25 protein-coding genes and 2 tRNA genes are annotated in these 17,641 nt (G+C 41.1%); 12 read left to right on the top strand and 15 right to left on the bottom strand.

The features are described from left to right. Positions 1 to 37: 37 nt before the first annotated feature. Positions 38 to 111, bottom strand: a tRNA-Gly gene (locus tag BA79_RS17930). A 15-nt stretch (positions 112 to 126) separates the two neighbouring features. Continuing rightward, a tRNA-Arg gene (locus BA79_RS17925) sits at positions 127 to 203 on the bottom strand. A 370-nt stretch (positions 204 to 573) separates the two neighbouring features. Between BA79_RS17925 and gltP the strand changes: the two genes are divergently transcribed. Beyond that, positions 574 to 1,824, top strand: coding sequence for a glutamate-aspartate/proton symporter GltP (gene gltP / locus BA79_RS17920; RefSeq protein WP_024719154.1), 1,251 nt, complete (start codon positions 574 to 576; stop codon positions 1,822 to 1,824). Between the two features lie 38 nt (positions 1,825 to 1,862). On the opposite strand, the gene BA79_RS17915 is transcribed toward gltP, so the two are convergent. Beyond that, the gene (locus BA79_RS17915) at positions 1,863 to 2,882 is read right to left on the bottom strand and encodes a S66 family peptidase (protein WP_035704306.1); all 1,020 of its coding nucleotides are present in this window, start codon (positions 2,880 to 2,882) and stop codon (positions 1,863 to 1,865) included. A gap of 79 nt (positions 2,883 to 2,961) precedes the next feature. Next, positions 2,962 to 3,837 (bottom strand): DMT family transporter, encoded by an 876-nt coding sequence (locus tag BA79_RS17910; protein ID WP_035704303.1) that lies wholly within the window; start codon positions 3,835 to 3,837, stop codon positions 2,962 to 2,964. A gap of 296 nt (positions 3,838 to 4,133) precedes the next feature. On the opposite strand from BA79_RS17910, the gene BA79_RS17905 reads away from it, so the two are divergent. Beyond that, positions 4,134 to 4,859, top strand: a complete 726-nt coding sequence (locus BA79_RS17905; protein ID WP_007496390.1) for an AzlC family ABC transporter permease — start codon at positions 4,134 to 4,136, stop codon at positions 4,857 to 4,859. Further along, positions 4,856 to 5,176 (top strand): AzlD domain-containing protein, encoded by a 321-nt coding sequence (locus BA79_RS17900; protein WP_035390312.1) that lies wholly within the window; start codon positions 4,856 to 4,858, stop codon positions 5,174 to 5,176. The genes BA79_RS17905 and BA79_RS17900 overlap by 4 nt, the downstream gene beginning before the upstream one ends. 36 nt (positions 5,177 to 5,212) lie before the next feature. On the opposite strand, the gene BA79_RS17895 is transcribed toward BA79_RS17900, so the two are convergent. After that, a complete protein-coding gene (locus BA79_RS17895) occupies positions 5,213 to 5,875 on the bottom strand; it encodes an O-methyltransferase (protein WP_081038914.1) in 663 nt (220 codons plus the stop codon). Between the two features lie 153 nt (positions 5,876 to 6,028). Then, positions 6,029 to 6,214 (bottom strand): CsbD family protein, encoded by a 186-nt coding sequence (locus BA79_RS17890; protein ID WP_035704298.1) that lies wholly within the window; start codon positions 6,212 to 6,214, stop codon positions 6,029 to 6,031. A 222-nt stretch (positions 6,215 to 6,436) separates the two neighbouring features. Here BA79_RS17890 and BA79_RS17885 point away from each other — a divergent pair, with 222 nt between their 5' ends. Beyond that, positions 6,437 to 6,868, top strand: coding sequence for a hypothetical protein (locus BA79_RS17885; RefSeq protein ID WP_017366694.1), 432 nt, complete (start codon positions 6,437 to 6,439; stop codon positions 6,866 to 6,868). A 246-nt stretch (positions 6,869 to 7,114) separates the two neighbouring features. Further along, complete coding sequence (locus tag BA79_RS17880) at positions 7,115 to 7,666, top strand: GNAT family N-acetyltransferase (protein ID WP_035704295.1); 552 nt, start codon at positions 7,115 to 7,117, stop codon at positions 7,664 to 7,666. 4 nt (positions 7,667 to 7,670) lie between these two features. On the opposite strand, the gene BA79_RS17875 is transcribed toward BA79_RS17880, so the two are convergent. Further along, positions 7,671 to 8,258 (bottom strand): LysE family transporter, encoded by a 588-nt coding sequence (locus tag BA79_RS17875; RefSeq protein WP_035390320.1) that lies wholly within the window; start codon positions 8,256 to 8,258, stop codon positions 7,671 to 7,673. A gap of 115 nt (positions 8,259 to 8,373) precedes the next feature. Here BA79_RS17875 and BA79_RS17870 point away from each other — a divergent pair, with 115 nt between their 5' ends. Further along, entirely contained in the window at positions 8,374 to 8,928 is a 555-nt protein-coding gene (locus BA79_RS17870) for a helix-turn-helix domain-containing protein (RefSeq protein WP_025206820.1), read from the top strand. A gap of 43 nt (positions 8,929 to 8,971) precedes the next feature. On the opposite strand, the gene BA79_RS17865 is transcribed toward BA79_RS17870, so the two are convergent. From BA79_RS17865 to BA79_RS17840, 6 genes are all read right to left on the bottom strand, one after another. Beyond that, a complete protein-coding gene (locus BA79_RS17865) occupies positions 8,972 to 9,265 on the bottom strand; it encodes a hypothetical protein (RefSeq protein ID WP_008346693.1) in 294 nt (97 codons plus the stop codon). Between the two features lie 349 nt (positions 9,266 to 9,614). Then, positions 9,615 to 10,667: an LLM class flavin-dependent oxidoreductase gene (locus tag BA79_RS17860; RefSeq protein ID WP_024719164.1), complete on the bottom strand. Its 1,053-nt coding sequence runs from the start codon at positions 10,665 to 10,667 to the stop codon at positions 9,615 to 9,617. Between the two features lie 17 nt (positions 10,668 to 10,684). Beyond that, complete coding sequence (locus tag BA79_RS17855) at positions 10,685 to 11,308, bottom strand: nitroreductase family protein (RefSeq protein WP_008346699.1); 624 nt, start codon at positions 11,306 to 11,308, stop codon at positions 10,685 to 10,687. Further along, positions 11,292 to 11,765 (bottom strand): MarR family winged helix-turn-helix transcriptional regulator, encoded by a 474-nt coding sequence (locus BA79_RS17850; RefSeq protein WP_035704292.1) that lies wholly within the window; start codon positions 11,763 to 11,765, stop codon positions 11,292 to 11,294. The genes BA79_RS17855 and BA79_RS17850 overlap by 17 nt, the downstream gene beginning before the upstream one ends. A gap of 109 nt (positions 11,766 to 11,874) precedes the next feature. After that, on the bottom strand, positions 11,875 to 12,378 hold the full coding sequence (locus BA79_RS17845; protein WP_051626197.1) for a dihydrofolate reductase family protein: 504 nt from the start codon (positions 12,376 to 12,378) through the stop codon (positions 11,875 to 11,877). 115 nt (positions 12,379 to 12,493) lie between these two features. Next, a complete protein-coding gene (locus BA79_RS17840) occupies positions 12,494 to 13,045 on the bottom strand; it encodes a TetR/AcrR family transcriptional regulator (protein ID WP_035704289.1) in 552 nt (183 codons plus the stop codon). Positions 13,046 to 13,195: 150 nt separating this feature from the next. Between BA79_RS17840 and BA79_RS17835 the strand changes: the two genes are divergently transcribed. The 3 genes from BA79_RS17835 (at position 13,196) to BA79_RS17825 (ending at position 14,804) form a co-directional block, all read left to right on the top strand. After that, positions 13,196 to 13,819, top strand: a complete 624-nt coding sequence (locus tag BA79_RS17835; protein WP_035704281.1) for a GNAT family N-acetyltransferase — start codon at positions 13,196 to 13,198, stop codon at positions 13,817 to 13,819. A 68-nt stretch (positions 13,820 to 13,887) separates the two neighbouring features. Continuing rightward, on the top strand, positions 13,888 to 14,283 hold the full coding sequence (locus BA79_RS17830) for a VOC family protein (RefSeq protein ID WP_017358436.1): 396 nt from the start codon (positions 13,888 to 13,890) through the stop codon (positions 14,281 to 14,283). Continuing rightward, complete coding sequence (locus BA79_RS17825; protein ID WP_035704278.1) at positions 14,280 to 14,804, top strand: GNAT family N-acetyltransferase; 525 nt, start codon at positions 14,280 to 14,282, stop codon at positions 14,802 to 14,804. Before BA79_RS17830 ends, BA79_RS17825 begins: the two co-directional genes overlap by 4 nt. 12 nt (positions 14,805 to 14,816) lie before the next feature. Here the strand turns inward: BA79_RS17825 and BA79_RS17820 are convergent, their stop codons facing one another. Continuing rightward, complete coding sequence (locus tag BA79_RS17820; protein WP_035390333.1) at positions 14,817 to 15,086, bottom strand: YesK-like family protein; 270 nt, start codon at positions 15,084 to 15,086, stop codon at positions 14,817 to 14,819. A 51-nt stretch (positions 15,087 to 15,137) separates the two neighbouring features. On the opposite strand from BA79_RS17820, the gene BA79_RS17815 reads away from it, so the two are divergent. After that, positions 15,138 to 15,611: a GNAT family N-acetyltransferase gene (locus BA79_RS17815; protein ID WP_008346715.1), complete on the top strand. Its 474-nt coding sequence runs from the start codon at positions 15,138 to 15,140 to the stop codon at positions 15,609 to 15,611. Here BA79_RS17815 and BA79_RS17810 read toward each other — a convergent pair. After that, a complete protein-coding gene (locus BA79_RS17810; protein ID WP_035704276.1) occupies positions 15,603 to 16,391 on the bottom strand; it encodes a GNAT family N-acetyltransferase in 789 nt (262 codons plus the stop codon). The two genes, BA79_RS17815 and BA79_RS17810, sit on opposite strands and share 9 nt — an antisense overlap. Before the next feature lie 161 nt (positions 16,392 to 16,552). On the opposite strand from BA79_RS17810, the gene BA79_RS17805 reads away from it, so the two are divergent. Together BA79_RS17805 and BA79_RS17800 are read left to right on the top strand one after the other, a co-directional pair. Continuing rightward, positions 16,553 to 16,993 carry a LytTR family DNA-binding domain-containing protein gene (locus tag BA79_RS17805; RefSeq protein WP_035704274.1) on the top strand — a complete coding sequence of 147 codons (441 nt, stop codon included), beginning with the start codon at positions 16,553 to 16,555 and terminating at the stop codon, positions 16,991 to 16,993. Next, positions 16,990 to 17,406, top strand: coding sequence for a hypothetical protein (locus BA79_RS17800; RefSeq protein WP_035704272.1), 417 nt, complete (start codon positions 16,990 to 16,992; stop codon positions 17,404 to 17,406). The genes BA79_RS17805 and BA79_RS17800 overlap by 4 nt, the downstream gene beginning before the upstream one ends. Positions 17,407 to 17,641 lie beyond the last annotated feature (235 nt).

Raw genomic sequence — 17,641 nt, 5'->3', positions numbered from 1 at the left:
TTTGTCTTGTTTAGTTTTCAAAGATCATCTTTTAAAATGGAGCGGGTGATGAGAATCGAACTCACGACATCAGCTTGGAAGGCTGAGGTTTTACCACTAAACTACACCCGCGTGGTTAAATGTTATTGGCGCGCCCGAGAGGAGTCGAACCCCTAACCTTTTGATCCGTAGTCAAACGCTCTATCCAATTGAGCTACGGGCGCTTAATCAGGCGACTTAATTATCTTAACATATCGTTTTTATTAAGTCAACATCTTTTTGAAGTTTGTTTGTCGTATCTGTCTGAGCATCAGTGTTTCAGATGCGTCATCAGCGACGAACAAAAATATACCATGGATCACACAAAAGGGTCAATACATTTTTCTAAAAAAGTTTCATGTTTTTTAAGAAGTGCTCTTTTGTTAGATAAATAGAGTTTCAATCGCCCTAATTTCATTTCTTTCTTCATAATTCTAATGATTCTTAAATAAAATCTTTCTAAATCCAAAGGAGGACAAAACATGGTCACCTAGAATTTTTATTTATTGGAAAATTCTTAATTTTTTTCCATGCATTTAAAGGAGGTAGGAGATGATGAAAAAGTTTGTCGCTTTTCAAATCATGATCGCTTTGGTGATAGGAGCTCTTATCGGCCACTTCTTCCCTGATTTCGGAATGGCACTGCGGCCCATTGGGGATGGCTTTATCCGATTGATTAAAATGATTGTAGTCCCTATTGTTTTCTCTACGATTGTCATCGGCGCAGCTGGCAGCGGTGGAATGAAGAAAATGGGCAGTCTCGGATTAAAGACAATCATTTGGTTTGAGGTCATTACGACCATCGTTCTTGGAATCGGACTTTTATTGGCCAACGTGTTAAAGCCAGGCGTTGGACTCGATTTCTCTCAATTAGCTAAGAAAGATATTGGGGAACTCGATGGTTATACTCAAAAGGTCGTCGATTTTAAACAGATGGTTTTAGACATCATTCCAACCAATATCATCGATGTCATGGCTCAGAATGATTTACTAGCAGTGATTTTCTTCGCTATTTTATTCGGTGTAGCCGCAAGCGGCATTGGGAAGGCTTCCGCTCCTGTCCTTACCTTCTTTGAATCAGTAGCACAAATTATGTTTAAGCTCACACAAATGGTCATGGTGACAGCTCCTATTGGAGTTTTAGCATTAATGGCAGCTTCTGTCGGACAATACGGCATTGTTTTACTAATTCCTATGATGAAACTTGTTGGCACTGTCTTCTTAGGATTGTTTATTATTCTATTTGTTTTGTTCCCTCTTGTCGCACTGATCTTCCGTTTTAACTACTTCGAAGTGTTGAAAATGATTTGGGATTTGTTTTTGGTTGCCTTTTCTACTACAAGTACAGAAACTGTTCTTCCACAGCTCATGTCACGGATGGAGAAATACGGCTGTCCAAAAAGAATCGTTTCCTTCGTCATCCCGTCAGGTCTTTCTCTTAATTGCGATGGTTCAAGTTTATATTTATCGGTTTCCTGTGTGTTTCTTGCACAAGCGTTTGGTGTCGATATGAGTTTATCACAGCAGCTCCTCATGATGCTTGTCCTTGTTTTAACAAGCAAAGGCATTGCAGCTGTCCCGTCTGGGTCACTTGTCGTTCTTTTGGCAACAGCTCATGCAGTAGGTCTGCCAGCAGAAGGTGTCGCTATTATCGCCGGGGTTGACCGGATTATGGATATGGCTCGAACAGGCGTGAATGTTCCTGGACATGCGGTTGCCTGTATTGTCGTTTCTAAATGGGAAAAAGTATTCCGAGAGTCTGCATGGGAAGTTCCAAAAGCAGGTGAAGAAACAAAAGGAATGTAATGTTATTTATGAAGGAAAGGGGTCGCCCTTTCCTTTTTTCATGGCAAAAATGTCTGCTTCAGCACGGCTTTACCTTCTTGTTGCAACTGCACCTCCGCATATGCTCCGTTAATGAGGGTCATTTGAGGCGGTACGTGTCCACAATCAATATCGTAAACAATCGGTATTTGTAATTCCTTATGCAATTCTTCATATAGATCCGTATATTCATATCCTTCCACAGGAGTGTCCACTGCACTCCTGCCAAACATGATGCCAGAGCAATAATCAAACCAGCCTGCTAGTTTTAATTGAACAAGAGACCTCTTCATACTCGCAGCATTTAATTCACAGTTTTCAAAATACCATAGAATGGGTTCACCTTTCAGGTATGTTTCTTGAAAAGCATTGACATCTCCAAAAGGCGTGCCAGCTAAGTGCCGGATCACATCAATACAGCCACCCATCAGTCTTCCCTTCATCGTCGTCTCTAAGTGATCAACAATACGCCATGCGGTTGGTTCGGTTAAATGAAAGACATGGATGCTTGGATGGTCATACTGCCATTCCTTTTGATACATATCAGAAGAAAATTGAGTAACGTCCTTTTTCTCTGGAGTGGAAAGTATTTGTTCCCACATAGCCGTCACCTGATCAAGCTCTTCCCCCTGAAGATCCACAAGGTTCGGTCCATGCGCTGTTGCAATGCCTGTGTTTAATGTCAAAGCTAATAGAAGGAGACTTGTATCCGAGTAACCAAGAATCCACTTTTTTTGCATCTCTGAGAAATCAAGATGCTCTAACACTTCAATAAGCAGCTGTCCGCCCCATGGCGGGATGATGTGGTCAATCTCATGACAAGTCATCATCCGCTGTAACTCATTTGCTCGCTTGATTGCAGGGGCTGATTTCGCTTTTTCCTGCTGCCATACTGTCTCTCCACATATGACTTCATAGCCTCTTTTTTTCATCCGATCACAAGAAAGTTGAAACATCTCATGCAAAGAGGGTTGTACACCTGAGGATGGTGCTGTCACACCAATTGTTTGTCCCTTTTTCAAATGCGGATACTGGATCATCCTGCTCACCTTCACATTCTATGAATCTCTCATCTATTCTTTGTAAATAAAATTCCCCTTCTCCAAGGGGAATCTCGTCTTACTCTCTCTGACGCAGGACAGTATATACACCTGCGAAAATACACAAAATCCCAACAAACGAACGTAAGCCCATCTCTTCACCTAGAAGCATCCATCCAAGGACCGTGCCAACGATTGGTTGAAAGAAGAAAAAAAGACCACCGCTTGAAGCGTCCATCAGTTGAAGCCCTCTATTCCACAAAAAGAAAGCAAGGGCCGTTGAGATGATACCTAGATACAGAATGCCGCCCCATATTTCCGGTCTTGCCATTTGCTGCACATCAAGATGAGGCAAACGAAACAAGACAGGTGGTGTTAATACGATAAAGGCCACAATGATCGCATATGTTGTCGTCACTACTTGAGGATACTTTCCTGGAACTCGTTTCAAAAGAACAGACATGAGCGCCCATGTTAATGCAGCAATAACCAGTGAAAGACCGCCAACAAACTCATCCGTTTGAACAGCGACAGGCCCAATCATCGTCAGCACACCTACTGTAGCAAGCAGAATGGAGACACACTTTCTCATTGTGAAAGATTCTTTTAATAGAAAGAAAGCGAAAAGCACCATAAAAGCAGGTGTGGCCGATGTGATGACGGCACCCATTTGTGCAGACGTATACATTGTGCCAATTTCTTGGGTCACGATCGAAAGAAAGTTGCCAATCAATCCAATCGCCACAATCAGCGGGATATCCTTTTTGTCTAATCGAAAAGAGTAACCCAAACGCCAAATCGTGAACACAAGAACGACTCCAGCTATTGCATATCTCATCCAGACAAGCTCAAGTGGCGGGACCACCGCAACTGTTACTTTGACCACTACATACATACCGCCCCAAATACTAGCAGCTAACGCTAAGTAAAGGGCTCCTATATATTTTTCATTCATTTTTTCCCCTCCGTTACTGGATATATTCACTGCGATATCCACAAACGGAGATCACTCTCCGTTATGGACGGAGGTGATTTGGTACATCATGTTCAAATAAAGGCTTCCATTGCATATCAGTCACCCCAATTGTTTTTATTTTCTGATTACTTTATAACAAAATCTGGTTCACTTCAATCCTTTTTTATCGCCATGTTTCTTCATATAATAGAAGTTCAATAGGATTGACATGATGAATTCGTTTTCTTATAGTAAGTAAAACAATTGATGTTTACACAGAAAAGGAGTAGAGTTCTTTGGATGTTGAAGCTAGGAAACACATTCCCACTGCCGGAAACGAACCGTTTCTTGAGGGAATAAAAGATTGTGTGCCAACCTTGCTTGGTTATATGAGCATTGGGTTTGCCTTTGGAATTGTTGGCATTAGTTCGCAGTTAAGTATATGGGAAATCGCGCTGCTCTCTATCTTTATTTATGCTGGCGCTTCACAGTTTATCATCTGTGCATTACTTGTGACAGGAAGCCCCCTTTCCGCTATTATTTTCACCACGTTCATTGTCAATTTACGGCATTTGTTACTCAGCCTTACGCTTGCCCCCCATTTTACACGCTACTCTGTAAAGCAGAACATCGGGTTTGGTCTTCTGCTTACTGATGAATCCTTTGGCGTAGCGATGAATAAATTAGCACAGCAAGGAAAATTGAATAACAGATGGATGCATGGACTGAATATTACAGCTTATTTATGCTGGATTGCTGCATGTACACTTGGCGGAATATTCGGACACTGGATTTCAAATCCAGAGGCGCTTGGTCTTGATTTTGCCCTATCCGCGATGTTTGCTGCGCTGCTCATTCTTTCTTTACAGACGGTGCCAAAAAATAAGCTCACCCATCGCTTGTCACTTGTTTTATATATGTTTGTTGCGATGTTTGTGCTGCTTCATTTTGTTCCTTCACACGTGGCTGTTTTGTTGGCAACTGTGCTTGTTGCCACTATTGGGGTGGTGACAGATAAATGATTAGTGGTTTTATGTTATGGCTCATTCTTGGCTGTATGATTGTGACCATCATCCCAAGAGTCGTTCCATTTTTATTTGTAAGGAGTATCCAGATGCCAGAAGTGGTGCTCAAATGGTTATCGTTTATCCCCATTTGTATATTTACCGCTTTGATTGCAGAGCATCTTTTCATACATACTACAGCAGGCGTCACCATTCACTGGATGTACCTTGCTGTCTTGGTTCCAACTGTGTTAATCGCTATTTGGACAAAAAGCTTGTCCCTCACCGTTCTAGTAGGCGTCATGCTGATGGGCACAGCTAGATGGCTTTTCTAAAAGAAAAAGCTTAACCGGATGCGGTTAAGCTTTTTGTCATTTTACGATACCGTATATAAAGCCGTCATAGCCTTTTTCGCCAACAGTTTGAATAGCGGTTGCTTCAATTCTCGACTCTTGTTTGAGTAAATCGAAAAATTCACGCGTTCCCTTCACTCGCTCATCTTGATCAGAGGCATGAAGAACTGCTCCATTTCTGACCACATTGTCTGCAATAATGACTGTTCCCTTTTTTGAGAAATGTAACGCCCACTTCAAATATTTCGGGTTGTTTGGTTTGTCTGCATCAATGAAAATCAAATCGAACGGAAGCGTATCCTGCTCTTTTAACTGAGATAAAGTATCTAACGCTTTTCCTTGTAAAATGGTGACACGTTCTGCTAGGCCTGCTCTGTCTATGTTTTGCTGTGCGGTTTCTGCATGATGTCTGACAGCCTCTAATGTCATGAGTTCTCCATCCGCTTCAAGTGCACGGGCAAGCCAAATGGTACTATAACCGCCAAGTGTACCGATTTCTAAAATGCGCTTTGCACCCTTGGTTTTTGCTAACAAATAAAGCAGTTTCCCTTGGGCCGGCGACACATCTATTTCTGGTAATCCGGCCTGCTTATTCTTGATAAGAGTTTGCTCCAATACGTCATCTTTAGCCATCAATTTGTCTTTGATATACTCGTCAACTTTCCCCCATACTTGCTCCAAGTCATCCATCTCCCTTGTTCATGTCTTCTATTTAAAGTCTACATGACGGAAGCGAGAATTTATAATCAATTCTTTTCACACACCTATTCATTTTATTGATGAAAGGAATGGGATGATGGATACATGGGGCGAGTACTTGTAAGTATGCGCAAACTACTGATTCAGCTTATTTTTCACGTCACCTTTTTTATCTTGAAGCTTTCCTTTTACTTGATCTTTCTTTCCTTCTGCTTTCAGGTTTTCATGATCTGTCGCTTCGCCAAGTTTTTCTTTCAATTGACCTTTGACTTGTTTTGTTTTTCCTTTCGCTTTATCCATATGTCCATTTTGTTCACTCATTTGTTCCACCTCCACGTTTGATACTGTTTATTTAGCCTTTTTGCACATGACAAAACATCTGAGTGTGCTGTGTGGACGTTTCAGTGATTAGACGAAAGGGTGGTCGTCAGATCGATGTATTCGTGAATACATGTTTACTGTTCGTATTTGAACTACCACGAATATTAATAAGTTGCTATGGAAATCTTATTAATAGAAATATAAGAAAGGATGAAAAGAATAATGACTGATACAAATGACAATGAGCAGAATATCATTTGGAAAGAATATGAAAATGAAAACGGAGGAATATATCGAGTTGGCTATGTGGAAGATGAGCCTTTAGATGATGAAACGCAAAATCGGGTTTCAAATAAGAAACCTTTTAGTATTTCTGTAAATTGGCCTGTAAAAAACTCAGCGGTTCAAAAAACTAGTAATGAAGTAAAGCAAACAGCAGCCATTACAGAATATGCTTTATATGATCGAAATCCATATCATAGCCCTCGTAAAATATTCAAATACCGCCTGATCATCACTAATACTGAGCATTATGATTACTATTTTAAAGACGAATCGGGCGATAACTATGAATTGAACACTTTTTGGAATTGCACACATTACCTCGATTACAATTCAGAGGCACCAAATATAATCCGGATTGAAGGTACATGAGATTTGATTTCGGACAACAATCTAAAAGGATTGTTTATCTAGAAATCTAAAAATGTGAAACTTTTTATTATTTACATTGAGATTGTAGAGAAACTCATGTTTTTCTACAATCTTTTTTATTATTAAATCATCTGAGAAGGGTAAGATCTACGCCATGACACCAAAAAGAACCAAACATCTGAGTGTGCTGTGTGCGCGTTTCAGGTATGATAGACATAATGGAATGAAAGGTTGGTGGTCTGTTCAATGATCATTTCTGAAAGTATGTTCACTGTACGTGGTGTGACTTATCGTATTCGATCTGCTGCATTAGCAGATGCCAAACAGTTATCAGCTCTCAGACTGAAAATCGATGGTGAAACCGAATATTTAGATCGTGAACCGGGTGAAGCCTTTATTGATGAAAAAGGTTTTGAGGCGTTGATTCAAGAGGACTCAATGGAAAGCCGTCATCTCTTTTTAGTTGCAGATAGTGAAGGAGACATTGTCGGTTTTTCAAGATGCGAAGGGCATTCTCTTAAGCGCTCTGCTCACAAAGTAACGTTTGGCGTCGCCGTACAGAAGGCCGCTTGGGGCTATCACATCGGGAAAGAACTCTTAGCTGCATCGATCGACTGGGCAGATCAGCAAGGCATTCAAAAGATGTCACTTCAAGTAATGGAAACCAATCAAAAAGCCATTCGTTTATATGAACACTATGGCTTTGAGATTGAAGGCTTGCTAAAAAAAGATAAACGACTGGCGGACGGCATGTATTATGATACGGTTGTGATGGGCAGGCAGCGACCAGTCTCCTGACCGCTTACATGACATATCCCCAGATCATCGAAATCGCACTATAGATAAGCAGAAGCCCCATGACGAACTGGAACGGCCGCTGATAAAGAGTTAAAAACCGCTTGAATACAGAGCCAAATAAACTCCAGCTAAATGTGCCTAAAAAACCGATGATGGCAAGAATCAGTGTCAATAACATGTATTGCATATTGGACTGTCCATACGGCAGAACAAAAGTGGAAATGACGGTTAATCCATACAAGATGGCTTTCGGATTAATAAATTGCAGCAGCATCCCCGGGATAAAATGATTATAGCGGTCTAGGGTTTCGTCATCTCCGCCTTTACTTTTCATGATTTTGACAGCCAAATAGATCATGTAACTGGCTCCGATGAAAGCCATGACCCAGCCTATTTTCGGCATGACTTGATAAAGAATCATATTGAAGAAACCGCTCAAACACAAAATGACCAAAAATCCGCTCCCAACACCTAAACAAAATCGAAATGTTTGCTTGACCCCATATTTATTCGTAAAGACCATCGCCATGATATTATTCGGTCCAGGGGTAAAGCTGGTAACAAAAGCATAAATCAACATGGAAACAATCAAACTGTTACCTCCTTTTTCATACGTTATTTAGACTTAAAAGTCTTTATTGCGTATATATTACGTTTTATTGTACTATTCAGTCGTTATAAAGTAAATGAAGAAAGGAGTTTTTTTGATGGAGGATGTACAATCGATTATTGCTAGAAATGTAAAACTGCTAAGAGAGCAAAAGAAATTAAGCCTAGAAAAGATGGCTGAGGTAACAAGTGTGAGTAAAACGATGATTGGGCAAATCGAAAGAGGAGAATCCACACCAACCATCACCACTCTGTGGAAAATCGCCAATGGGTTGAAGGTGTCTTTTAGTGAACTCATATACGCACCGCAGCCTGAGATTAAGTTTGTGCGAAAAGAAGAAGGACAAGTTTTAACAGAGGACGAGGGAAGGTATCGGGTATATACGACGTTCCCATTTGATGACCTGAGAAAATTTGAAGTCTATCAGGTAGAAATTGATCCTCATGGGTCGTTAAGTGCGGAAGAACATATCGGCGGTACAGAAGAATTGATTACCGTATTTGAGGGAGCACTTGATTTATCGATCGGTGATGAGCAATACACATTACAAGCTGGCGACTCGATTCGGTTTAAAGCTGACCGTGCCCATGAGTATAAACAATCAGGAGAACAGATGGTACGGATGCAAATGATTCTTTATTATCCCCATTAAAAAAAGCTGACAGGCTTGTCCACCTGTCAGCTTTACATTTTATTTAATTAAATCCTGGATCGCGTACAACCGTTCCAGTAAAGGTAACTCTATATTTTCCTAAACCTAACTCTTCAATTGACGATTGATAGAGAATACCGACCCATCCATCCTTTGCATATGTAATACTTGATGGGATGTTTGACGTCGTATATGTTCTCGTTTCCGAGACGGTTCGACTTGCTTGTACCGTAACTTCACTGTTTACTTTTCCCTTCGCTTCTACCGGGACAGCGGTGACACCCGCACCCGTTAAAACAATTGCTCCAACCAAAACAGAAGTTATGACCTTTTTCATACAAAAATCCCTCCCTTTTTTTGTTGAACATATTAACCATACCATAATTTAGAACTTTCGTAAGTTATTTTTTCATTTTTTTGAAAATTATGATATTATTGTCTTATGCTGGATAGAGGGTGTTACATACTTCTATGCTTTTATCCTCACCTCGTTCTAGTGAAACAATTGATAACGGAGGTGATTTCATGAAAAAATGGCTTATCTGTTTTCAACTTGTTTTCCTCTTCACCTTGACGGCCACACCATTTGCTTCTGCTGCTTCATGCCCTACAGTGAAACCATGTGTTATTGATCCTTAAGCATAAGAAAAAGTCGATCAAGCCTATTCACTTGATCGACTTTTTTGTTATGCTTGTTCGGCTTCCCAGCGGGCAACCTCTTCTCTTACTTTAGGAGCCACTTCTTTTCCAAATAACTCAATAGCTTTCAGCACTTGATCATGCGGCATCGAACCGACCGGTACGTGCAGCATGAATCGCGTAATGCCTACATTTTTTCGCAGATGAATCACTTTCTCTGCTACGGCATCTGGATCTCCTACATACAATGCACCTTCTAATGTTCTTGCTGCATCGAATGTAGAACGGGTATAAGGTCCCCAGCCTCGTTCTCTTGCTAATGTATTCATGACATGCTGTGTAGAAGGGAAGAATTGATCTGCTGCCAATTCTGTTTCCTCCGCAACAAATCCATGTGAATGGGATGCCACCGTTAATTTCTCTGGATCATGCCCAGCGTGAATCGCAGCTTGCTTGTAGAGCTGCACGAGCGGTGCGAACTGTCTAGGGCTGCCGCCAATAATGGCAAGGACAAGTGGCAATCCTAATAATCCAGCACGTACGACAGATTCTCTGTTTCCTCCACTGCCAATCCAGATGGGAAGCGGATCTTGAACAGGTCTTGGGTATACGCCGACATCCTGAATGGAAGGACGGTGCTTACCGCTCCATGTCACACGCTCTGACTGCTGTAATTTCAACAATAAATCTAGTTTTTCTTCAAATAATTCTTCATAATCATCTAAGTCATAGCCAAAAAGCGGGAACGATTCAATAAATGATCCACGGCCAGCCATGATCTCTGCACGCCCGTTAGAAAGGCCATCTAATGTCGCAAAATCTTGAAACACACGAACAGGATCTGCCGATGAAAGAACAGTTACGGCACTTGTCAGACGAATATTCTTTGTTTGCGTTGCCGCAGCTGCTAATACGACTGCTGGATTTGATGCGGCGAAATCTTCACGATGATGCTCTCCTACACCAAAAACGTCGAGACCCACTTGATCTGCTAAAATAATTTCTTCTACTACTTCACGAATGCGCTGTGCGTGGCTGACTGTTTTTCCTGTTTGAAAATCAGGTGTTGTTTCTACAAATGTACTAATTCCTAGTTCCATGAATGGAACCCCCTATCTTATAAATATGTCACAAATTCAGAGACCGGCTTGCGGTAGCCTCTCGCTTGTCTGCTCTCTACTTTTTCTTTTCCGAGTGTAATCATTAATACAGGAACCAAATCTGATTCGATGTTTAACACCTTTTTCATTGCTTCGGGGTCAAAGCCGATCATTGGGCAAGTATCCCATCCCTTGTTTTTGGCGGCAAGCATAAATAGCATGGCAGATAATGAAGCATTTCGAATCGCCTCTTCTTTCTGAAAGTCTGATCCTCTCTGCACATAAAAACTCATCGTCTCTCTGACCATTTCCTCATATTGTTGCGCATTTAAGATGCCGAGCATTTTTAGGCCTTCATAAATGTTTCCTGCTTGCTCATAAGCTTTCGGATCGCCGAGCACAATGATCGCTGCTGAAGCGGAATGCACCTTATATTGTCCAAATGCAGCATCTCTTACTTGCTCTTTAAGCGCTTCTGATTGGACGACGACATATTGCGTATGCTGTAAATTAAAGGCTGAAGGTGCCAGCTTCACTTCTTCAAAGATACTATTAAGCTCTTCTCTCGAAATCGAGATATTCGGCAAAAAATTTGATGCTGATCGTCTTTCACGTACCAATGTATCAAAGCTGCGTGTCATCTTGTTTCACCTTTTCGTGAAGTTGTTTTGCACCTAAACCGATTTTTTTCAACCATTCAATGAGCTGCTCTTTTTCCTCTGTTTCGATAAAGGACAGATTTTGTGAAATGACGTTTGTATGTTTTGGGAAAATATCGTCAAATAGCTGCTTCCCTTTATCTGTCAGTAATACATGGAATACACGTTTATCAGAAGGTGCACATTGTCTTTTGACTAATTCTTGTTTTTCTAATTTGTTGACCACATAGGTGATGCTCCCACTTGGAATGGATAAAATCTCACTAATTTTTTGAACGGGATGTGGTCCCTTACTATACAGTAATTCAAGAATTTGAAAGTTTTCAAATCCGATATCATAACGTTCTATGTCTTTTTGGATATTTGCAAAAAGGGCATGATAGGCTTTCATCCACACTCGGAAAAGCCTTAAGTCTAATTCCTGATCTTGCTGCACCATGGCAACTACTCCTTTTTCAATAAATCCTAAAACTAGGATAAATTTATCCTAACACTAGGATATTTTCTTGTCAACGTGTTTGTTTGATTAAAAAAAAGACCCCTGTGATTCAGTGATCTTCTTTTAACACAAAGTGCATTTCAGCAATTTGCTTGTATTGATTCACTTGTTGTAATGAAAATCTAGATTCCTGTTCAGTTGGAGGGAAAAGAGGGATTCCTTTTCCAATCATGACAGGTGCGATTTGGAGATACAGCTCATCGACTAATCTTTCTTTTAATAATGCTTGAAGCAGTTCCCCGCCCCCTAAAATCCAAATATGCTGGCCTTTTTCATTTTTTAAATTTTTGATAAACGAGAGAACATCTTCACGAACGATGTGGGTTCCTGTATGACTGTCTTGTAAAGTGCGAGAAACGATATAACATGTCTTGTCTTCATAAGGAAACCCATCAGGTGAGAGCTTTAGAACCTGTTCGTATGTGTTCCGTCCCATGATCAGCGTATCGACTGAAGCATAAAATTCCTCATATCTCGTATCCTCTTCGCCCTCTGTTCCTATGAGCCAATCTAAACGGTGATCATCCCTTGCTAAATATCCATCAATGCTCATTGCCCCATAAAATAGTAATTTCCTTTTCAATCTCACCACTCCCCGCCTCAAATAAGAACGTACATTCCCATTTTAACAGAAAGAATAGAAAAATGATATATGATCAATTCGTATCTTACGATTCCTGTTCTACCTTCATAAGAAGCTTGTACAAGATGTGCGCAAGCTGCCCCGCTTCGACTGTCATCCCTTCATGAATCCATTCCTCCAGTACACCAACAACACCAGACACAACAAATGAAGCCTCAATCTGTTCACGTTCCGTAATCTGACGCTGATCAAGTTGCCACTCTTTCATGATTTTTTCTTTAAAAAACGCTTTAAATTGATTCGTCGTTGGGCTATTCGGTTTGACAAATAACGTCATCATGAATTGTTTTTCTTTTAAATACTCAGTTGTTTTGTTTAAAAAGGACAGCATATCAAGCGGGTCCTGGCTTGGAAACGATTCATCGTATAGTCCGCCAAGCTGATTAAATAGTTCCTTCTCAAGCTGTTCATGCAAATCAAATACATCTTGGTAGTGCAAATAAAAGGTCCCTCTTCCTAAATCCGCTCTTCTAGATAGCTCTGATACTGTAATTTGCTGAACATCTTTTTCCTTTAAAAGCTCAAGAAAGCTTTCCCGTATCGCCTTTTTGGTTTTGATTGTTCGTCTATCCTTCATCAAACACCCTCCATTTTTGAACAATCTGGCTATACCTGTCTATTTATGAACAAGAGATCATTCATTGCCGATGTTCGGTTTATTTTCCTCTTATTATAATAGACACATGTTCAATAATCTATATCTGTTCAAAAAAAGGAGGACCATCATATGCTTCAATTCAGACTTGCCAGAGAGGATGAACTGCCTCAAGTGGCAGCGTTGTTAGATGATTCATTTCAGAACTATTCATTTTTTGATTTATTATGCGAAAAGGTGACCAAGCGTTCTGCTTTCACCCGTCAGCTGCATTTGATCAATACAAAGGTATATTTTCAGCATCAAATCTGTTTGGTCGGGGTTGAGAACGAGAAAATTGTGTCTGCCGCCCTGTTAAAACACCCCCGTCTTCCTGAACCAGGACTCATGGCTTATGTGTTATCTGGTGGGTTAAAGCTACTCTTTACTGGTGGCATATTGGCGATTCAGCATGTGTTCCGTATGTTAAAGGAGGCAAAAAAAGCGTGTTCCTCCTTAAAGAAACCTTACTGGTATTTAGAAGCTCTTGTCGTTGCAAAAGACCAACAAGGAAAAAAACTTGGAAGCCGTATGTTAAAGCAATGTCTTTTCCCCTTTATCGCCCGGCAAGGTGGCGGACTGTTCACACTGATTACACACAACGAGGCCAATCGTCATTTCTATCGAAAAAATGGGTGGACGGAGTTTGATGAGAGAGTACTGCACGGAGAAAACATGTCCCTAGAAAGCTGGAGTTATAAAACCGTGATCAAATAAGGTATCTTCTTCAAGGGATGATATAATAGAAACAGTTCAAACAATGATCATACTTGGAGGAGAGACTGATGATACGACGACTTGATCATATCGTGTTGACTGTTCAACATATGGAGGAAACCATTCGCTTTTATACAAACGTATTAGGAATGAAGGAAGAAACTTTTGGAGAAGGCCGTAAAGCCCTTCGTTTTGGCTTACAAAAGATCAACCTTCATGAAGCGGGTCATGAATTTGAACCAAAAGCTGCTCATCCCAAGCCTGGATCTGCTGACTTGTGTTTTATCACCGATTTAGATATAGACAGTTTATTGCTTCATCTTCGAAAGCAGGTTGTTCCAATTGAAGAAGGTCCGGTCAGACGTTCTGGTGCATTAGGTCCGATTGAATCCATTTATATCCGTGATCCTGATATGAACTTAATTGAAATCTCCCGATATATAGAGGAGGCTGATCCATCATGACTCGATTATTCTTGAGACCGATTGAAGAAAAAGATTATCCTGGTATTCATAGAGGATGCCAGCATGCAGAAACACTTTATATGACTGGCACACGCAAAACGTTCACACTAGAAGAAATTCGTTCAGCCTATACCCGTTTTCTGCAGGATGACAGTAGACGAGACTTTGCTATTTGTCTGCTAGACACGAAAGAAATGATCGGGGATGCGGCGATTGTGGATATTGATCCGATAAACCATACGGCAAGTTTCCGCATTGCGCTACATGATCCAGAGCATTTTCACAAAGGATATGGCACTGAGGCTGTTCGGATGGTTCAAACATTTGCCTTTGAGACGTTAGAACTCAATCGGCTTGAGCTTGAAGTTTTTTCCCATAACCCACGAGCCTTTCGAAGCTATGAGAAAGCCGGATTTCAATATGAAGGAAAAAGACGTCAAGCGCTCTATTTCAACGGTGCTTATTCGGATGTCATCATGATGGGCATCCTTCGTGAGGAATACGATAGAATCAAATCATAAAGATGTCCCAGCCTACGAAGGGTCATCTTTTTTAAACAAATGAACCCCTGTAACGATGATCAAACAAATGATAGAAGAGAGAACGATAGAGACGCTTGATATGCTGAGCGCCATCCCTTCCCATCTGCCAATGAAGAAACTGCCGATCAATAACAGCAATCCAAACAAAGTGATACATACCGGAACAATCAGCCCGGCATGGCGATGCCTGCGTCTTTTTCCTGCCCACCACGAGAGACAGAGCACAATGACAGTAAAAATAGCGGTTTGTAGCCAGAACATATCGCATCCACTCCTTTTCTTTTTTATCCTATGACAACGGAGGTTTTTACAATGAATATTAGACCGATTCAAAAGCAGGACAATCCTTTTATCGCGGCCATTATCCGCCAGTCATTAGAATCAGCGAATCTTGCGATTGAAGGTACAGCCTACACAGACCCACACCTTGATCAGCTTTTCGAATACTATCAATCATTGACTCATGCAGCCTATTGGATTGCCGAAGAACATGGTGAAATTGTTGGTGGCGTTGGCATTGCCCCTTTCACAGATGGCATTTGTGAGCTGCAAAAGCTTTATTTAAGCCCAAAAGCACAAGGCAAAGGTGCGGGCAAGAAACTGATGGATACGGCCCTGCAATATGCTGCTACATACTACGATGCTTGTTATTTAGAAACCCGCAGTGAATTAACAGCTGCTACTGGCCTTTATCAACGGTATGACTTTTCTCTTCTTCCTGCACCGATTGAAGGCTCAGAGCATTCTGCCATGGATGCTTGGTATCTCAAAACCTTTTCAGCGTGAGGCATAAAATAAGCGATACGTCTTTGTCCACTGAAAACCTAGCTTCTCTGCCAATTTGGCCGAGGCTGCATGATGGACATCGCAATCCCAATGCGGTGTCTTCCCTTTTTCAACACAGATGCTGATCATTTGCTGAGCTGCTAACAAAGCCAACCCTTTTCCACGGCAGACTTCATCTGTCCAAATATCGATTTCCACACGTTTTTCACTTGAAAAAATAGAGATACATTCACTGACCACGTCTTCACCGTTTAAGATGGCAACTCCGACGCCATTAGATAAAAAGTGATCTACTCCTCCCCAATATGCTTCATAATAGCTGGATGGGAATACTTTGCTAGCGGCAATGACTTGTTCATTCGTGCGTTTGATCATTTCATCTTGATCAGGCACAATCAGATCAGGAGAGGTCAAGTCATAAGAATACGCATGTCTTTGCATTTCATTCAGTTGAGAACCGAAGCATTTTTTCATCATCTCATCTGATGCTGGATTTGCTGAAAACAAAGTGAAACGTCCGTTCTCTCTTTTCTGCTTTTTATAAACATCCACAATGAACGTTGAACATAATGAGAGTGCTGCTTCTGTCTTGCCTGCGACATAATAAATGCCGGTTGTTGTCCCTGCAAAATAGACACACGGGTGATCTCGGTGATCCACATATAAATCTCCTTTTATCACCCCATCGAGTATCGCATCTACGAACACTGGATAGGCAGGATCAATCCGCCGAATTTCCTCTTTTACCGCTCCTGTCCTTTGTTGATCTACAAGATACAACATCATTCCTCCATTCACGAACGAGTATCTTTTCATTATAAAGGAAAGCCGCAGACACGCGGTGAATCTTTGCAACAAAAAGAATTCTTCTGCATCAAAGCAACATTCAATCGCATTCGCTTTCATCTATTGCTATGCTCATTGTGAGAGGAGGTTTATGAATGAAATTTCGTTTTTTCTGGAATCAAGAAAAGGATGTGACGGAAGTAGACGTCATCAGCCATCCACATAATCAAGAACGTTTACAAAAGATGGCATCAATGCTGGAGACTAGTACATCTCTAACGGTCAAAGATCCAAAAAATGATCGGCAGTCTCTTTTACCATTAGAACAAATTGAAGCGATCTCTGCGCTTGGACATATGTCAAAGGTGATCACGACTCAGGGTACGACGTATTTTCTCAGTAAACGGCTGAAGGATCTGAAGTCGTTAGAGCGTGAACATTTCTATCGTATCAACAATGCAGTCATTCTCAATTTAGCGCAAGTCGACAGCTTTGTCGCTGGTACGTACGCTCGCTTAGAGGTCGAAACCATCTCGAAAAACAGCTACACCGTCAGTCGTCATTACGCCAAATATATAAAGGAGCGATTCAAATGATCAAGGAACTAAAACATCAATTTATGCAAACAGCTTTTGTCTCTATCGTATGGCTGACACTCATCCTGTCCATCACTCAATGGTCATCCTCTATCTCTTTTCATTACGTGTGGCACATCATTGCCATCGGTACTCTGGCAGGCATCGTCTTTGGGGTCATGTATCCTTTACTATGGAACTACTTTACCTTTCCAGCACCCACCAACATTCTCATCTCCACTGTCGTCAATTTAGGGTTTCAAGTAGGAGCCGTCGCTTTATATTCGACTACACTGCTCGAATGGATCATGCCTTATTTTATCGGTATAGCCTTTCTCACATTAGTAGGACATATCATCGCCTTTCTATTTTACAAAAAGCAACAAAATCAAAAACTGGCGCAGGCACTGAATCACCTGAAGCCGCAGCCTTAAAAAAAGAGACCTTATTTGAAAGGTCTCTTCAGATTGTTGACAAAGGGCTAAAATGAACTTTATTTTAGCCCTTTGTCTTCTTTTCAGCGTGATAGAAAACCTTTGCAGCCCTAGGAAGGACGAGTACTGGCGCGGAGCGAATTTGACATTCGTGAGCACCAGCACGCAGGACTGACAAAGAATGCGAGGGTTTGTCTACACGCTGAAGAGACCTTATTTGAAAGGTCTCTTGTCT

The organism is Bacillus altitudinis 41KF2b, from assembly GCF_000691145.1.
Lineage (GTDB): Bacteria > Bacillota > Bacilli > Bacillales > Bacillaceae > Bacillus > Bacillus altitudinis.
This window is presented reverse-complemented; position numbering and strand designations above follow the sequence as displayed.

Coding starts and splice junctions, on each gene's coding strand:
- BA79_RS17820 (WP_035390333.1), bottom strand. CDS start 15,086: ATGTTCTGGCTACAAACCGCTATTTTTACTGTCATTGTGCTCTGTCTC.
- BA79_RS17900 (WP_035390312.1), top strand. CDS start 4,856: ATGATTAGTGGTTTTATGTTATGGCTCATTCTTGGCTGTATGATTGTG.
- BA79_RS17855 (WP_008346699.1), bottom strand. CDS start 11,308: ATGACACGCAGCTTTGATACATTGGTACGTGAAAGACGATCAGCATCA.
- BA79_RS17835 (WP_035704281.1), top strand. CDS start 13,196: ATGCTTCAATTCAGACTTGCCAGAGAGGATGAACTGCCTCAAGTGGCA.
- BA79_RS17880 (WP_035704295.1), top strand. CDS start 7,115: ATGATCATTTCTGAAAGTATGTTCACTGTACGTGGTGTGACTTATCGT.
- BA79_RS17860 (WP_024719164.1), bottom strand. CDS start 10,667: ATGGAACTAGGAATTAGTACATTTGTAGAAACAACACCTGATTTTCAA.
- BA79_RS17865 (WP_008346693.1), bottom strand. CDS start 9,265: ATGAAAAAGGTCATAACTTCTGTTTTGGTTGGAGCAATTGTTTTAACG.
- BA79_RS17870 (WP_025206820.1), top strand. CDS start 8,374: ATGGAGGATGTACAATCGATTATTGCTAGAAATGTAAAACTGCTAAGA.
- BA79_RS17850 (WP_035704292.1), bottom strand. CDS start 11,765: ATGGTGCAGCAAGATCAGGAATTAGACTTAAGGCTTTTCCGAGTGTGG.
- BA79_RS17915 (WP_035704306.1), bottom strand. CDS start 2,882: ATGATCCAGTATCCGCATTTGAAAAAGGGACAAACAATTGGTGTGACA.
- BA79_RS17800 (WP_035704272.1), top strand. CDS start 16,990: ATGATCAAGGAACTAAAACATCAATTTATGCAAACAGCTTTTGTCTCT.
- BA79_RS17910 (WP_035704303.1), bottom strand. CDS start 3,837: ATGAATGAAAAATATATAGGAGCCCTTTACTTAGCGTTAGCTGCTAGT.
- BA79_RS17845 (WP_051626197.1), bottom strand. CDS start 12,378: ATGAGCATTGATGGATATTTAGCAAGGGATGATCACCGTTTAGATTGG.
- gltP (WP_024719154.1), top strand. CDS start 574: ATGAAAAAGTTTGTCGCTTTTCAAATCATGATCGCTTTGGTGATAGGA.
- BA79_RS17830 (WP_017358436.1), top strand. CDS start 13,888: ATGATACGACGACTTGATCATATCGTGTTGACTGTTCAACATATGGAG.
- BA79_RS17825 (WP_035704278.1), top strand. CDS start 14,280: ATGACTCGATTATTCTTGAGACCGATTGAAGAAAAAGATTATCCTGGT.
- BA79_RS17815 (WP_008346715.1), top strand. CDS start 15,138: ATGAATATTAGACCGATTCAAAAGCAGGACAATCCTTTTATCGCGGCC.
- BA79_RS17885 (WP_017366694.1), top strand. CDS start 6,437: ATGACTGATACAAATGACAATGAGCAGAATATCATTTGGAAAGAATAT.
- BA79_RS17890 (WP_035704298.1), bottom strand. CDS start 6,214: ATGAGTGAACAAAATGGACATATGGATAAAGCGAAAGGAAAAACAAAA.
- BA79_RS17805 (WP_035704274.1), top strand. CDS start 16,553: ATGAAATTTCGTTTTTTCTGGAATCAAGAAAAGGATGTGACGGAAGTA.
- BA79_RS17840 (WP_035704289.1), bottom strand. CDS start 13,045: ATGAAGGATAGACGAACAATCAAAACCAAAAAGGCGATACGGGAAAGC.